Annotated in this window: 14 protein-coding genes and 1 tRNA gene; 8 read left to right on the top strand and 7 right to left on the bottom strand. The window is 63.5% G+C overall.

Going from position 1 to position 15,318, the window contains the following annotated elements; all coding sequences use genetic code 11:
- From ACDA63_RS10725 to ACDA63_RS10715, 3 genes are all read left to right on the top strand, one after another.
- Positions 1–648: autotransporter domain-containing protein (locus ACDA63_RS10725; protein ID WP_373663224.1), on the top strand; the 648-nt coding region annotated here is incomplete at its 5' end.
- 134 nt (positions 649–782) lie between these two features.
- Positions 783–1,838: a hypothetical protein gene (locus ACDA63_RS10720; RefSeq protein ID WP_373663223.1), complete on the top strand. Its 1,056-nt coding sequence runs from the start codon at positions 783–785 to the stop codon at positions 1,836–1,838.
- A 132-nt stretch (positions 1,839–1,970) separates the two neighbouring features.
- On the top strand, positions 1,971–3,236 hold the full coding sequence (locus ACDA63_RS10715) for a hypothetical protein (protein ID WP_373663222.1): 1,266 nt from the start codon (positions 1,971–1,973) through the stop codon (positions 3,234–3,236).
- 218 nt (positions 3,237–3,454) lie between these two features.
- On the opposite strand, the gene ACDA63_RS10710 is transcribed toward ACDA63_RS10715, so the two are convergent.
- Positions 3,455–3,539 (bottom strand) — tRNA-Leu (locus tag ACDA63_RS10710).
- A 90-nt stretch (positions 3,540–3,629) separates the two neighbouring features.
- Between ACDA63_RS10710 and hpnC the strand changes: the two genes are divergently transcribed.
- From hpnC to hpnE, 3 genes are all read left to right on the top strand, one after another.
- Positions 3,630–4,469 (top strand): squalene synthase HpnC, encoded by an 840-nt coding sequence (hpnC, locus tag ACDA63_RS10705; protein WP_373663221.1) that lies wholly within the window; start codon positions 3,630–3,632, stop codon positions 4,467–4,469.
- A 4-nt stretch (positions 4,470–4,473) separates the two neighbouring features.
- Entirely contained in the window at positions 4,474–5,307 is an 834-nt protein-coding gene (gene hpnD, locus ACDA63_RS10700) for a presqualene diphosphate synthase HpnD (RefSeq protein ID WP_373663220.1), read from the top strand.
- Positions 5,308–5,428: 121 nt separating this feature from the next.
- Complete coding sequence (gene hpnE / locus ACDA63_RS10695; RefSeq protein WP_373663219.1) at positions 5,429–6,736, top strand: hydroxysqualene dehydroxylase HpnE; 1,308 nt, start codon at positions 5,429–5,431, stop codon at positions 6,734–6,736.
- A gap of 5 nt (positions 6,737–6,741) precedes the next feature.
- On the opposite strand, the gene nudB is transcribed toward hpnE, so the two are convergent.
- Genes nudB through ACDA63_RS10680 form a run of 3 tightly spaced genes read right to left on the bottom strand, consistent with a single transcriptional unit; the run spans position 6,742 to position 7,996 of the window.
- Entirely contained in the window at positions 6,742–7,191 is a 450-nt protein-coding gene (nudB, locus tag ACDA63_RS10690; RefSeq protein WP_373663218.1) for a dihydroneopterin triphosphate diphosphatase, read from the bottom strand.
- Complete coding sequence (locus ACDA63_RS10685; protein WP_373663217.1) at positions 7,188–7,637, bottom strand: barstar family protein; 450 nt, start codon at positions 7,635–7,637, stop codon at positions 7,188–7,190. The genes nudB and ACDA63_RS10685 overlap by 4 nt, the downstream gene beginning before the upstream one ends.
- Positions 7,634–7,996 (bottom strand): ribonuclease domain-containing protein, encoded by a 363-nt coding sequence (locus ACDA63_RS10680; RefSeq protein ID WP_373663216.1) that lies wholly within the window; start codon positions 7,994–7,996, stop codon positions 7,634–7,636. The genes ACDA63_RS10685 and ACDA63_RS10680 overlap by 4 nt, the downstream gene beginning before the upstream one ends.
- 151 nt (positions 7,997–8,147) lie before the next feature.
- On the opposite strand from ACDA63_RS10680, the gene ACDA63_RS10675 reads away from it, so the two are divergent.
- Positions 8,148–9,290: a MalY/PatB family protein gene (locus ACDA63_RS10675; protein WP_373663215.1), complete on the top strand. Its 1,143-nt coding sequence runs from the start codon at positions 8,148–8,150 to the stop codon at positions 9,288–9,290.
- Between the two features lie 47 nt (positions 9,291–9,337).
- Here the strand turns inward: ACDA63_RS10675 and ACDA63_RS10670 are convergent, their stop codons facing one another.
- From ACDA63_RS10670 to ACDA63_RS10660, 3 genes are all read right to left on the bottom strand, one after another.
- Complete coding sequence (locus ACDA63_RS10670) at positions 9,338–9,952, bottom strand: response regulator (protein ID WP_373663214.1); 615 nt, start codon at positions 9,950–9,952, stop codon at positions 9,338–9,340.
- Positions 9,953–10,357: 405 nt separating this feature from the next.
- A complete protein-coding gene (gene ssb, locus ACDA63_RS10665; protein ID WP_373663213.1) occupies positions 10,358–10,861 on the bottom strand; it encodes a single-stranded DNA-binding protein in 504 nt (167 codons plus the stop codon).
- Positions 10,862–12,241 carry an MFS transporter gene (locus ACDA63_RS10660; protein ID WP_373663212.1) on the bottom strand — a complete coding sequence of 460 codons (1,380 nt, stop codon included), beginning with the start codon at positions 12,239–12,241 and terminating at the stop codon, positions 10,862–10,864. It lies immediately after the preceding gene.
- A 193-nt stretch (positions 12,242–12,434) separates the two neighbouring features.
- Here ACDA63_RS10660 and uvrA point away from each other — a divergent pair, with 193 nt between their 5' ends.
- Positions 12,435–15,278, top strand: a complete 2,844-nt coding sequence (uvrA, locus tag ACDA63_RS10655; protein WP_373663231.1) for an excinuclease ABC subunit UvrA — start codon at positions 12,435–12,437, stop codon at positions 15,276–15,278.
- Positions 15,279–15,318 lie beyond the last annotated feature (40 nt).

Raw genomic sequence — 15,318 nt, 5'->3', positions numbered from 1 at the left:
GTCGAAGGTGTCTACGGCGGGCGCGCCGGTTCGACCTCGATGGATGCGTACTCGCTGGGCGGCTACTGGACGCACCGCGCGGACGCCGGCTGGTATGTCGACAGCGTGCTGCAAGGCACCTGGTATCGCGGCATCGAAGCCAAGAGCGTGGCGGGCGAGAAACTGCGCTCCGACGGTCGCGGGCTGACCGCTTCGGTGGAAGCCGGTTATCCGTTCGCGCTGGGGAACGGCTGGACGCTGGAGCCGCAGGCACAGTTGATCTACCAGAGCGTGACCCTGGACGACACGGCCGACAGCTACGGCAAGGTGAGCTACGACAGCACCCAGCTCGCCTACGGTCGACTCGGCGCGCGCGTGTCGCGGACCTGGGACACGGCGGGTGACCGCAAGGTGACCGGCTGGGGTCGCGCCAACCTGTGGCACGCCTTTGGGTCGGACGCGAATACGACCGTCAGCGCCCTGGACGGCAGCAACCCGGTGTCGTTCAACACCAACCTGGGCGGCACCTGGGCGCAGGTCGGTGTGGGTGTCTCAGGTCAGGTCGCGAAGAACGTCAGTCTGTTTGCGGCGGCCGACTACAACCGCGTTGTCGCCGGCGGCCAGGGCGATAGCTTTGGCGGTCGCGTGGGTGTGGTGATCGCTTGGTGATCCGCTTGTAACGACTAGCTGCATGGATGGGGCACCCGACAAGGTGCCCCGCTTTTTTTAATCGGGCATCCGCCCACTGCTTGCCCTCCTTGCGCCCTGTGCGCGGAGTTCCGAGGAGGCACACTGGTACCGCGATGCATGACAAGTCACTATCTCAATTGCTTCTGGTGCTCGACGGACTGCCGTCCATAACCGTCGAGACAATATCGCAGACAGCCACGCACGAAACGGAGGCGGTCTCTGTGGAAATCGCCCTCAAGATCGAGGATGCCTCCATGCTTCTGAAGGTATTCCGATGCCAGCATCTGTCTGCAGAACAGGTTCATCAAATGCTGGGACATTGCGACGCTGATGGCACCGAAAAGACGACCGCGCAGCCGTTCTTTCTGGCGCGGACAATCCCTCTGCCCACAAGGCGATTGCTGGAGGGTTTGCGCATCGGATATTACTCATCGAAGGGCGAGTTCTTCTTGCCGGACCCTCAAGGCCATGCCTACATGCTGAAGCCCGCACCGCATGTCCACAGGGACTCCATGCGGCTGTTTGCAGGACAGCGAAGAGCTTTGCTGCACACTTTGCTGTGCTATCACGTGGGTGAGTATTTCCACGCCAAGGATGTTGCGCACCAGGCGGATGTCAGTGGAGCGACGGCTTCCGAGACATTGCACGAACTGGAGCGCCTGCAACTCGCAGAGTCCTACGGCAGGGGGCCGACGATGACATGGCGCTTGCGCGCCCCCGCGAGACTCCTCGATCTGTGGTCAAGCCTGATCAGACTGCCTCCGTTCGAAGTCCATGCTTACGCACTGCCGACGCTCGACTATGCGACCCGGCTCCGCGACGTTGCCTCTGTATTCGATAAGCATCAAGTGAGGTACGTCGTGTGTCACGAAGCGGCGGCGCGAGCGTACCTGGGGTCCTGCGAGAAGGTCCCCGAAATTCGCGTCCGCGTTGCGCCCGACATCAACGTCTACAAGGCCTTGGCCGAACTGAGCGCCGCCTCGACGAAGAATGCGCAGCCGAATCTTCTTGTCGTTGAAGCGGAGTCCGATGGGGTTCTTCAACATCGAAAAGAAGTGAACGGAATTTGGGTGACAAGTCCGGTCCAGACGTACCTCGACCTGACCCGCGGAGGTGCCCGCTACACAGCACTGACGGAAGCTCTGCGCCGTGAACACATCGGGTGCTGAGATTGTCACCACAAGTAGCCGCGACGCGCTCATGTCGACGCAGGATGGCTACGTTGTGAACACCTGCGCAATGGATGACGGAAACATGAATCCGAATTTTCTTTTTCTTGTACGTGGTGAGCGGCGCTGACGATGAAGGCGAGAATTCCCAGCGGTAACCGGCAACGCTCGAAGAACCAGTTGCTGGTCGACGCCGCCAGCAAACGAGCGAGAGCGCTCCACGACGAAGGCCGTTTCGCGGAGGCGCTCGCAATCTGCCTGCAGATCGCCCGCGCGCATCCACACCTCGACGGTCCGTGGATCGACGCAGCAGCCAACTGCGTGAAGCTCGAACGATGGGATGAAGCGATTCGCTGCGCTCAATCTGCACTGGCTTGCGGCGGCGACACGCTGTCGCTGTATGACGCGCTGTCGCACGCTCACAGCGCGCTGCAGCAGTGGGACGCGGTCCGTCGCTACGGCCTGCATGCGTTGACGATGCGCGATCGGCGCTTCGGCATCGAGCCGACGCTGCCGCATGCTTCACCCGACGCGCTACCGCCGCCACCCTGCCCCGCCACGCGCGACCGCAACATCATTTCGTTTTCGCTGTTCGGCGGCAACTCGAAGTACAGCGAGCCGGCCGTGCTCAACGCGCTCGAACAACCGCGCCTCTATCCGCATTGGACCTGCCGCTTTTACCTCGACGACAGCGTGCCGGCCGTCACCGTCCGACGCCTCGCCGAGGCCGGTGCGGAAATCGTCACGATCGACGGCGAGTCGGCGCACTGGCCCGGCCCGATGTGGCGCTTTCTTGCGCTCGATGATCCGCGCATTCATCGCGTGCTGTTCCGCGACGCCGACTCGGTCATTTCGGAGCGTGAGGCATTGGCGGTGGACGAATGGCTGCACAGTGACAAACGCTTTCATGCGATGCGCGACCATGGCAGCCACACTGAGTTGTTACTCGCCGGCCTTTGGGGCGCGGTCGGTGGCAGTCTGCCTCCGATTGGCGAGTTGGTGCGCCGTTTCGTCGCGCGCCCGCCAGGCTCCGCACGTTTCGCCGACCAGTTTTTCCTGCGGCAATACGTGTGGCCGTACGCGCGCCGCAGCCTGCTGCAGCATGACTCGAAGTTCGGGTTCCTCGATGCACGCCCGTTCCCCGGCAGCGCGCCTTCCGAACGCTTCCACGTCGGCTATTCAGAGGGCTCGCCGCGTTTCTCCACGCGGAGCACACTGCCAGATGGAACGGAAGTCATGTGGCAACTGGTGCGCTCGGACTCGCAGCTCGTGTGCGCCTACCCGGCCCGCGTCGAGGCCGGCACGGTCAGTGCTCATCTGCCGGCGAGGTATGCACGTTGGATCGAGGACGGCAGTGCGACCATCCGCATCGTCGCCAGCGAGAATACCCGCCCGTAACGGACAGGGCGTCTCCATGTCGCATGACCGAGGCGCCGGGCGAAGTACAGCCAGCGTCACCTACGCGGCATGCAGTATCCGACCACGTTGATAGGCGTGATGCGGGCGCGCTCCCATTGCCATGGAATGCGCCAGACCATTTCGGATGACAAAAAAGGCCGCAATCCTTTACTGCTGCTTGGATCGACGGACTGATCAGAACACTTCGGAATTGTATTTGGTGCCCAGGAAGGGACTCGAACCCCCACGTATCGCTACGCCAGAACCTAAATCTGGTGCGTCTACCAATTTCGCCACCTGGGCCCGGGGCCGGCGGTGCGGCCCTGAGAGGATGGCGAGTATAGCAGCGCCCGGGCGGCTATACTGCTGGGTTTTGCAAATCCGCCTTGCGGCATGCCCGTCGAGCATTACGAGAACTTCCCTGTTGCGTCGTTGCTGCTGCCTGCCCGCCTGCGCGAGCCGGTGGAGGCCATCTATGCGTTCGCGCGCAGTGCTGACGATATTGCCGATGAAGGCGACGCCGCGCCGATGGTGCGGCTGGCCCAGCTTAATGAGTATCGGCACGCGTTGAATGTGATCGAGGGCGGCGGTAAGCCGGAAGGCGCGATGTGGGTGCGACTGGCTGCCGCGGTGCGCACGCATGCCCTGCCCGTACAACTGCTGCACGATTTGCTGGATGCGTTCTCGCAGGACGTGGTCAAGACGCGCTACGCCGACTTTGCCGAGCTGCGCGATTACAGCCGCCGCTCGGCCGATCCGGTCGGCCGACTGATGCTGCATCTGTACGGACAAGCCACACCAGAGAATTGCACCGATTCGGACGCCATCTGCAGCAGCCTGCAGTTCATCAATTTCTGGCAGGACGTGGGCATCGATTGGCGCAAGGATCGCGTGTATCTGCCGCAAGAGAGCCTCGCGCGCTTTGGCGTGAGCGAGACACAGATTGCCGAAGCCCGCGTCGACGATGCGTGGCGTGCGCTCATGCGCTTTGAGCTCACCCGCGCTCGCACGATGATGTTGGCCGGCGCGCCGCTCGCGGAGCGACTGCCAGGCCGCGTCGGCTGGGAGATTCGCCTCGTGGTACAGGGCGGCCTGCGCATTCTGGAACGCATCGAGGCGGCCGATTACGATGTCTTCCGGGCGCGCCCGACGCTCGGCAAGGGCGACTGGCTGCGACTGGTCGGTCGGGCATTCACCATGAACAATACGAAACGGCCTGCGAAGCCGCGCTGACACCATGGACCCATTCGAGTACTGCCAACAGAAGGCCGCCGCCAGCGGATCAAGTTTTTATTACAGCTTTCTGTTTCTGCCGGCCGAGCGCCGGCGCGCAATCATGGCGCTGTATGCCTTCTGCCGCGAGGTCGACGATGTGGTCGACGAAACGCACGACCTGCAGGTGGCCCAATCCAAGCTCGACTGGTGGCGCGGCGAGACGGCGGCGATCTACGGTGGCACGCCCACGCACCCGGTGTGTCTCGCGCTGGCTGAGGTCCGCAGGCAGTTCAATATTCCGCTGGAGCAATTGCTCGAGATCATCGACGGCATGCAGATGGACCTGCAGCAAACGCGTTATCTCGACTTCAAGAACCTGCAGTTGTACTGCTACCGCGTAGCCAGCGTGGTGGGCCTGCTGGCGGCCGAGATCTTCGGCTACAAGGACCGGCAGACGCTCAAGTACGCACACGATCTGGGGCTGGCGTTCCAGCTCACCAACATCATCCGCGACGTGGGCGAAGACGCACGCCGCGGGCGCATCTACCTACCCATCGAAGACCTGCAACGCTTCAACGTGCCCGCCAAGGACATCATCGAAGCGCGCTACAGCGATAACTTCCGCGCACTGATGGAGTTCCAGATCGAGCGGGCCGAACGTTACTACGATCAGGCAATGGCGCAATTGCCTGCCGTAGACCGCAAGAGCCAGCGCCCGGGGCTGGTGATGGCCGCCATCTACCGCACGCTGCTGCGCGAAATCCGCGCAGACGGCAGCAAGGTGCTGACCTATCGGACCGCCCTTACCCCCGTGCGCAAGCTGTGGATCGCCACGCGCACCGGGCTGGCAGGATAAGATAGCGCGCTGGCGCAACGCGCGCCGCCATCACTCAGAATATGCAGCCAGACTGCAGTACGGGGGAATCACGCAAGATGTTCGACGCACGATCCAGCGCCGCGCACCGGGGAGCATGGCAATGAGCGCTCCGCGCGTCGCCGTCGTCGGCGCTGGCTATGCCGGCCTGACCGCCGCAGTCGAGCTGGCCCGCGCGGGCTGTGCCGTGACCGTGTTCGAAGCGTCCCGCACGCTGGGTGGGCGGGCGCGCGTGGTGGAGAAAGACGGTTACCGCATCGACAACGGGCAGCACATCCTGATCGGCGCCTATACCGAAACGCTGCGCATGCTGCGCTCGCTGGGTGTGCCGCCGCGCCAGTTGCTGTCGCGTCCCTTCACGTTGCACGTACCGGGCAGACTGGATCTACGCGCCGCCGAATTGCCCGCGCCATTCAATCTCGCCCTCGGCCTGCTGCGTTCGCGCGAACTGTCGTGGCAAGACCGCTTTGCTGCGATGCGCCTGATGCGCCATCTCAAGCGCCGGCGCTATCGCTTCGAGCGCGACGTTCCGGTGGCCGATCTATTGGCCGAGACTCGCCAGACTCGATTGCTGATCGAGCTGGTGTGGGAGCCGCTCTGCGTGGCCGCCCTCAATACGCCGATCGCCGAGGCGTCCGCGCAGGTTTTTGCCAACGTGCTGAGGGATTCGATCGGCGGACGTTCGGCGGACGCCGAGATTCTCATCCCACGCGTCGATCTGACCGAACTGTTGCCCTTTCCCGCTACTCATTTCCTGTCGCGCAACGGGCACGCGGTACACACCGCAACGCCGATCAAGCGCATCACGCGCGCGGGCGAAGGCTTTTTGCTGGAAGGCAATCCGTTCGGCGGAGAGGTGTTCGACCACGTCGTGCTGGCTACGGCGCCCTATCACGTGAGCGCGCTCCTCGCGGATTTCGATGAGGCCGCGTTGCTGCGCGCGCAGATCGATGCGTTGCCCTACGAGCCGATCACCACGGTGTATCTGGAATACGACGATGACATCCGCTTGCCCGAGCCGATGGTCGGTGTGGCTGACTCGGTCGTGCAATGGCTGTTCGACCGCGGTCAGCTCGGCGGCATGCCGGGGATGCTGGCGGCGGTGATTTCGGCACGTGGGCCGCACACGGAGTTGTCGCGCGAAGAAATCGGCCTGCGGGCGCATCAGGCAGTGGAACGGCTGTTCCCGCGCGTGACGGCGCCGCGCTGGTCGACCGTCATCACCGAGAAGCGTGCCACCTTTGCGTGCCGTCCGGGACTGGTGCGGCCACGCCATGTCACGCCGATCCGCAACCTCGTATTGGCGGGCGATTACTTGGACTCGCCTTATCCGGCGACGATCGAAACCGCTGTGCGCTCGGGACTGATCGCCGCTCGACATGTATTGCGCATGTCGCAGGCCGCGCAGTAGCGCATTCAGGCCGCGCGCGCGGTGCGTAGCGGCAGCATCAGGACTGCGTCCTGATTGGTCCACGAAAAACACTCGGCCGCCGCCTCGCGCCAGGGCAACCAGCGGTAGGCGCGATGCTCGTCCGGTGCAATCGTCACCGCCGTACCGTCTGGCACGCAGATGCTGAATACGTGTTCGAGGTTGTGCGTGACGCCAGGCGCGTAACGATGTCGCCACAGGGGCAGGATCTCAAACCGGTTCGCCAGCGGCCAGCGCTGGAGCCGGCCGGCGTCCGCGCGAATGCCGGTCTCTTCGAACAGCTCGCGGCACGCGGTGTCTTCCAGCGACTCGCCTTCTTCCTGGCTGCCCGTCACCGATTGCCAGTAGCCCGGGTGCGCGGCGCGTTCAAGCAGCAGGACTTCGAGCGCGGGCGTATGGATGACGACAAGGACCGATACAGGGCGCTTGTATGTCATCCGCGCGCTTCAAAAGGCCGCAGTGCACCGTCCTCGCTGATGATCAACACCCACATCGGCACGCCGGTGTCGCGCCAGGTTGCCGCGGCATCGCGCAGGACTTCGTAAAAGGTGTCGATCGTGGAGGGGTCGGTCTGGCGAAGGACATCGGTACGCTGAAGAATCAGCACGTAGCCGTCGGCTTCTTCCCACGACAGATCGGTCAGGCAATCGATGAGCGCGTCCCAGTTCTCGCCGTACCACTCGGGGAAATGCAATGAGCGACCGAACAGCCGCAGCAGCGAATTCTTGTCGGTGGCCAGTCCAAGGTCGATACGGTAGGCGTTGTAGCCCAACGTAGCGGCGGCATTGAAGGCGACGCGCGCGGCGTCTTCGTCGGCACGATAGACGCCCGCTTCGTCCTCGCGGGCGAGCAGCGTGACCGCGTCGAGCTGTGATGATGTCATGGGAGGATTCTTTTGAAACTGCGGTAATGGTCGTCGGAGTAATAGTATTCGCCGACGCTGCCGGTCACGACTCTGCGCGCGCCACGATCATAGGCGCCGGGCGTCGGGACGGTGTATTCATGGTAGTAAGCGCGCTCCCGTTTCGGTAGCCGCCCTTCCCGGTTCTGGAATACGACGCCGTCGCGTCGATAGGGAAACGGCCCGCCCCGCTCGATGAGCGCCAGCGTCTCGCGGGCTTCGATCGGCAATGCGGCAACCTTTACCGTCTGTATCGACGGATTGGGTCCATCGCTGCGAGCACAGGCCACGCCGACCATCATCAGGACGCAGGACAGGAACAGGCTGGCGAGGAATCTCACTTTGGCGTTCGGGCAAAGGACAGCCTTGCAGTGTATCAGCCCAGTGTGACGCGCGGATGGCGACACGCAGGCGCGTTGCGCGAGACAATGAGTGCCACGCCGGGCGCGCGTCATGCGGACATCCGGCACAACGATCGCGGAGTCTCAGGTTATGGAATTCGATTTCGACACGCCCATCCAGCGCGGCGCCAGCGACAGTCTCAAGTGGGGCCGTTACGCCGGCCGCGACGTGCTGCCACTGTGGGTGGCGGACATGGACTTCGCTTCGCCGCCCGCCGTCATCGCGGCCCTCCACAAGCGTGTCGAGCACGGGGTGTTCGGCTATGCCGAACCATGGCCGTCGTTGATCGACGCCGTCGTCGAGGGCATTGCCCGCGATCACGGCTGGCGTATCGACGCCGACTGGCTGGTGTGGCTGCCGGGGATCGTGACGGGCTTCAATGTCGCCTGTAGCGTGGCAGGCGAGCCCGGCGATGAGGTATTCACGTTCACGCCGGTCTATCCGCCCTTTCTGAGCGCGCCGCGGCACACCGGCAGACGGCTGGTGCGCAGCGACATGCGACGGGAAGACGGCCGCTGGACCTTCGACTGGGACGACGTCAGCCAGAAGATCACCGAACGCACGCGCATGTTGTTGCTGTGCAGCCCGCACAATCCAATCGGTCGCGTTTATGACCACCAGGAGGTATTCCGTCTTGCGGCCATTGCCGAGCAGCATGATCTGCTGATCTGCTCGGACGAAATTCACGCCGGCCTGGTGCTCGATCCGCTGCGTCCGCATATCCCCATTGCAGCGCTGGACGACGCGGTGGCGCGCCGTACCATCACGCTGATGGCGCCGAGCAAGACGTGGAATGTACCGGGGCTGTTCTGCGGATTCGCGATCATCCCCGATCCGACGCTGCGGCGTCGCTATGTCGCCGCGATGCAGGGCATCGTGCCGCATGCCAACGTGTTGGGGCTGGTCGCGGCGGAGGCAGCCTATCGCGACGGAGATTCCTGGCGGCAGGCCCTGCTGCAATATCTGGCGGGCAACGCCCGCGCCGTCGAAGCTGCCGTGGCAGGGATGCCCGGACTGTCCATGACGCCGGTCGAAGCGACCTACCTGGCGTGGATCGATTGCCGCCAGGCCGGGCTGGAACGGCCTGCCGCGCATTTCGAAGCGCATGGCGTGGGGCTATCCGATGGCGCGGACTTCGGCATGCCGGGTTTCGTGCGGCTGAATTTCGGCTGCCCGCGCAGCACGCTGGATGAAGCACTCAGACGCATGCGAGCAGCGTTGCCGGCGGGCTAGGAAAGACAGCGCCCGAACGATCGCCGGGCGCCGAATGGCATCGGCGATCAGCCTCGGGCGCGCTTTTGCAGTTGGATCAGCTTGGCCTGCACGTAGCCCTTGAGTTCGCGGAAGGGAATCGGCTTGCCGTAGATGATGACGTCTTCCGGCAACCCGCCTTCGCGTTCGATCTCTTCCGGCACCAGGCCAGTGACGACAACGATGTCCATGTCCGCCAGTTGCGGATTGCTGCGCAGCTTGCGGATCATTGCAAAGCCATCCAGCCCGGGCATGACGAGGTCCGACACCAGCAGGTCGGGGGCATCGCGGCCGATCTCCATCAGGCCCTCGAAACCGCTGCTGACGATCTTCACATCGATCGGCATTTCCCAACTGGCGAGCGTGCGCTCGTAGAGCGCTTGCATGATGCGGTCATCTTCGGCAATCAGTACGCGCAGACGATCCGAGCCGCTGTCCGGCTTGGCGTGGCGCTTGCGCAGATACGACTCGACCGAGCCGATACGAATGCGGCGGTGCCCTCCGGCGGTTTTCCAAGCCTCCAGCAAGCCGTTTTCCACCATTTGCTGAACGGTACCCAGCGAAACACCCAGCATCTGGGCCGCTTCGCTCGTGCTGCAGTACTCACGTTCAGTCTTGCTTCTGCTTTGGACCAGCTCTGCCATGGGGGGCCTCATCGAAGGAGGGGCGCCCCCGGTCAGGGGCACATCCCATCAATACGCGCTTTCAGACAATTTTAGTAAAAATTCTGACCCGTCAACTCAGCCAAAAGGGCTTATGTCACCGGACTTGAATCATGCGGCTGCCATGACAGCTTCGTGACTGGCAGAAGGGGGCAATGTTACGCGCAACAAAGCTGCCGGCGTTGGATGCGGCATGCCGATTGGCAGAGGTTAGAGCACGGTGGTCGCCTTGTGCGTAGGACAAAAGACGGCAAAAGCGACCAAATCGTCCCAAAATGGGCCGGATCGACGAACGGTCGCAAAACCGGCGCCAGCGTGCGCACCAAAAGAGAGCGGCCACCCACCAGGTGAAGGGCAGCCGCATTTTGCGCGAGCCTTGGAAGGCGATCAGAACGGGATATCGTCGTCGAAATCGCCGAAACCACCGCTATTGGAATTCGACTGCGCCGGCGGCGCCGAGCGCTGGGGGGCGCTTTCGCGGGCCGGAGGACGATTGCCAGAACTGCGCGGCGCCTGGTTGTAGTCCTCGTCCTGGGAGCGGCCACCGCCCATACCCTCACGCCCACCCAGCATCTGCATGGCGTCGGCGCGGATTTCGGTGGTGTATTTTTCGACACCATCCTTGTCGGTCCACTTGCGCGTACGCAGGCTGCCCTCGACATAGACCTGCGAGCCCTTCTTGAGGTACTGGCCGGCAATTTCCGCCAGCTTGCCGAAGAAGGAGACCCGATGCCATTCGGTCTGCTCTTTCATCTCGCCCGAGGCACGATCGCGCCAGCGGTCGGTGGTGGCGATGCTGATATTGCAGATCGCGTCACCACTCGGGGCGTAGCGCGTCTCAGGGTCGCGCCCGAGGTTGCCCACCAGAATCACTTTGTTCACGCTCGCCATTCAAACTTCTCCTCCGATCAGGGTGCGCAGACGAGTTTCGTCCCAGCGCTCCGGGTTTACTTTCAAGACTGCAATGCGCCGCTGCGGCTCGAGGACCACTTCTCGCACACCGGGCAGGCGTGCGATCTGCTTTTGGACCTCGGCCAGATCCAGGTGCGGCGCGATGTGATATTCGCGGCGGGCCGACAATGATGGCACGACCATGCTTTTTGCCCACAGGGCCCAGAGCAGGCTCAATGCCAGCGAAGCACCAAAAACGCCTTGCGGACCGAAGTGTAATGCCAGCATGCCTCCTGCGGCTGCACCGAGACCGGCACCAAGCGCCTGGGAGGTGTTGAAGGCCCCCAGGGCGAGTCCCTTGGCGTGGGGCGGCGCCATGCGCGACACAAGTGAAGGCATGGAGGCTTCGAGGAAATTGAAGGCCACAAAGAACAGGAACAGCATCGCCACCAGCACGACAAAGTGGTCGTATGCCAGCAACAATCCTAGCTGCGACAAGGCGATGATGCCGATCGAACCCATGAATACGGGCTTCATGCGGGTACGGCGCTCGGCCTGCATGATGGCGGGCGCCGCCAGCACGAAACCGCCGAATACGACGGGCAGGTAGAGCATCCAGTGATGCTCGACCGGAATGTGCTGTTGTTCAACGAGCAGGCGCGGCACCACGAGGAACATGGCCATCTGCATGAGGTGTTTGGAGAAAATCCCGAAATCCAGCCGCAGGAGCTGGGTATCGAACAGCACGTCACGCAAGCGCGCGTCCGGCGCGCTCACCGGCACGCGTGGTGCGCGCGGCACGGCGAGCGCGACCACGGCGATCGCGCCCAGCGCCAGGGCGGCGATCAGCAGGAACATGCCATGCATGCCGATCCAGCTATAGAGCGCCGGGGCGGCCACCAGCGAGACGGCAAAGACCACGCCGATCGACACACCGATGATGGCCATGGTCTTGGTGCGATGTTCTTCGCGGGTCAGGTCGGCCGCCAAGGCCGTCACGGCAGCCGAAATGGCGCCTGCGCCCTGCAGGCAGCGCGCTGCGGTGAGCCAGGCGACATCCGGTGCATAAGCCGCCATCACACTGCCCAGGGCGTACAGCAGCAAGCCGACAACGATCACCGGCTTGCGCCCCCATCGATCAGACGCGAACCCGAACGGTACCTGCAGAACAGCCTGAGTGAGCGCAAATGCGCCCATGGCGATCCCCGCCCACATGATGTTGTCGCCGCCAGGCAAGGTCTTTGCATAGAGAGAGAACACCGGCAAGACGAGGAACAGGCCCAGCATGCGGAACCCGAAAACCAGCGCCAGCCAGCCAGCGACACTAAGCTCGGAACGGCTCATGCGGTCGGAAGATGGGGTCGATGCAGATGAAGACATGAAGGCGGCCGGCACTACGCACGGCGGCGTCAGGGTTGGGGACCGGACATTTTATCAGGGCCTGACGAGCTGGCGTGATGAGGTTGCAGGTGTTCGCAATGAACGTCAGACGCCCTTGGCCTTGGACTCGTCGAGCCGATATAGTGACGAGTTCGCCGCTCGCAGCGGCCCCATTGACCAACACCGAGCATCGATGGACTGGATCCGGATTCGCGGGGCACGCACCCACAACCTCAAGAACATCAACCTCGACATTCCGCGTGATCGACTGACGGTCGTCACGGGGCTGTCGGGTTCCGGCAAGAGCTCGCTGGCGTTCGATACCCTCTACGCCGAGGGGCAGCGCCGCTACGTCGAGTCACTGTCGGCCTACGCCCGCCAGTTCCTGCAATTGATGGAGAAGCCGGACGTCGACCTGATCGAGGGCCTGTCGCCGGCCATTTCGATCGAGCAGAAGGCGACCAGCCACAATCCGCGCTCGACGGTCGGCACCGTCACCGAAATCCACGACTACCTGCGCCTGCTGTTCGCGCGCGCCGGCACCCCCTATTGCCCCGACCATCACCTGCCGCTGGAGGCGCAGACCGTCTCGCAGATGGTCGACCATGTGCTGGCCCTGCCCGAAGGCACGGCGTTGATGATCCTGGCGCCCGTGGTCAGCGACCGCAAGGGCGGACACGACGAGTTGATCTCGGAGTTGCGCGCGCAGGGCTTCGTCCGGCTGCGGATCGATGGCGAGACGTTCGAAATCGACGCCCTTCCGCCGATCGACAAGGGCACCAAGCACACGATCGAAGTGGTGGTCGATCGACTGAAGGTGCGGCCCGATTCACGCCAGCGTCTGGCTGAGAGCTTCGAGACGGCACTGGGGCACGGCGAGGGGCGCGCTCTCGCTGTCGAAATGGAGTCGGCCAGGGAGCATGTGTTTTCGGCACGCTACGCCTGCCCCGTTTGCGGCTTTGCGGTGCCCGATTTGGAGCCGCGGCTGTTTTCTTTCAACAATCCGGCCGGCGCCTGTCCGACGTGCGATGGTTTGGGGCATCTGGATTTCTTCGATCCTCAGCGCGTGGTTGTCCATCCGGAACTGTCGCTGGCCTCCGGCGCGATCCGGGGCTGGGACAAGCGCAATCAGTTTTACTTTCAGATGCTGCAGAGCCTGGCGGCGGCTTACGGCTTCGAGGTCGACGCCCCGTTCGCGTCGCTGACGGAGGAAGCCCGCGAGGCCGTGCTGCACGGCTCGGGCACTCGCAAGCTGGCGTTCAAGTACATGTCCGAGAGCGGACGCATGGTCACCAAGGAGCACGCGTTCGAAGGGATTCTGCCGAACCTGGAACGGCGCTATCGCGAAACGGACTCTATCGCGGTGCGCGAGGAGTTGGCCAAATACCGCTCGACCCAACCGTGCCGCGCCTGCGGCGGAAGCCGTTTGCGGACGGAGGCGCGCTTTGTACGCATTGGCGACCGCACGCTGCCGGAGCTGACGTCGCTACCGATCGGCGAATGTCGCGACTTTTTTGCGCAGACGACGCTGACCGGCCATAAGGGGCAAGTAGCAGACAAGATCATGAAGGAAGTCGCCGCGCGGCTTCAGTTCCTCATCGACGTTGGCCTGGATTACCTTTCGCTCAATCGCTCGGCGGACACGCTGTCGGGCGGCGAGGCGCAGCGCATTCGTCTTGCCTCGCAGATCGGCTCGGGACTGACAGGCGTGATGTATGTGCTGGACGAGCCATCGATCGGACTGCACCAGCGCGACAATGATCGACTGCTTGGCACGCTGAGACGCCTGCGCGACCTGGGCAACACGGTGATCGTGGTCGAGCACGACGAAGATGCCATCCGTACGGCGGACTATGTCATCGACATGGGACCGGGTGCGGGCGAGCATGGCGGCCAGATCGTGGCATCCGGCACGCCGGGCGAAGTTGCCGACGACCCTGCTTCTGTCACGGGCGCCTTTCTCTCCGGCAGGCGCGAAATCGCCGTACCGACCAAACGGCGCAAGCCCGACGAGGAGAAGACTCTTCGGCTAAAGGGCGCTCGCGGAAACAACCTGAAGAATGTGACGCTGGAAATCCCCGCTGGTCTGATGACGTGCGTCACAGGGGTGTCGGGATCGGGCAAGTCGACGCTCATCAATGACACGCTCTATGCCATCGCCGCCCAGCAGATTTATGGTTCTTCGACCGAGCCCGCGCCCTACGACGAAGTCGAAGGCATGGACATGTTCGACAAAGTCATCAACGTCGATCAATCGCCCATCGGTCGCACGCCACGCTCCAATCCGGCCACGTACACCGGCCTGCTGACGCCGATCCGCGAACTGTATGCGGGCGTGCCGGAGTCGCGCAGCCGCGGGTATGGGCCGGGGCGCTTCTCGTTCAACGTGAAGGGGGGACGCTGCGAGGCCTGCCAGGGCGACGGCATGATCAAGGTGGAGATGCACTTTCTCCCCGACGTGTTCGTCCCTTGCGACGTCTGCCATGGCAAGCGATATAACCGCGAGACGCTCGAGATCCGGTACAAGGGCAAGACCATCGCCGATGTACTGGAGATGACGGTGGAGGAGGCTCAACGCTTCTTCGACGCTGTGCCGGTCGTCGCGCGCAAGCTCGATACGCTGATCGAAGTCGGCCTCGGCTACATCCGGCTGGGACAGAGCGCGACAACGCTTTCAGGGGGCGAGGCGCAGCGCGTCAAGCTGGCGCTGGAGCTATCCAAACGGGATACGGGGAAGACGCTCTTCATCCTGGACGAACCGACCACCGGTTTGCACTTCCAGGATATCGAACTGCTGCTGGCGGTACTCGACCGGCTGCGCGAGCACGGCAATACCATCGTCATCATCGAACACAACCTCGACGTGATCAAAACTGCAGACTGGTTGATCGACCTGGGTCCCGAAGGCGGCGGTGGTGGTGGCCGCATTCTTGTCAGCGGCCCGCCTGAAGTCGTCGCGAAACACCCAGGGAGTCACACTGGGCGCTACCTCGCGCCGCTGCTGAAGTCACGCCGCGCGAAAACGGCGGCGGCCTAGGCGCACGAGACAGCTTGGGGTGACGCACGTGGCCATGCGC

The sequence above is a fragment of the Uliginosibacterium sp. sgz301328 genome, assembly GCF_041807905.1.
In the GTDB taxonomy this organism is placed as follows: domain Bacteria; phylum Pseudomonadota; class Gammaproteobacteria; order Burkholderiales; family Rhodocyclaceae; genus JBGVSA01.
Note: the sequence above shows the minus strand (reverse complement) of the source record. Positions and strands in the feature narration are given on the sequence as shown.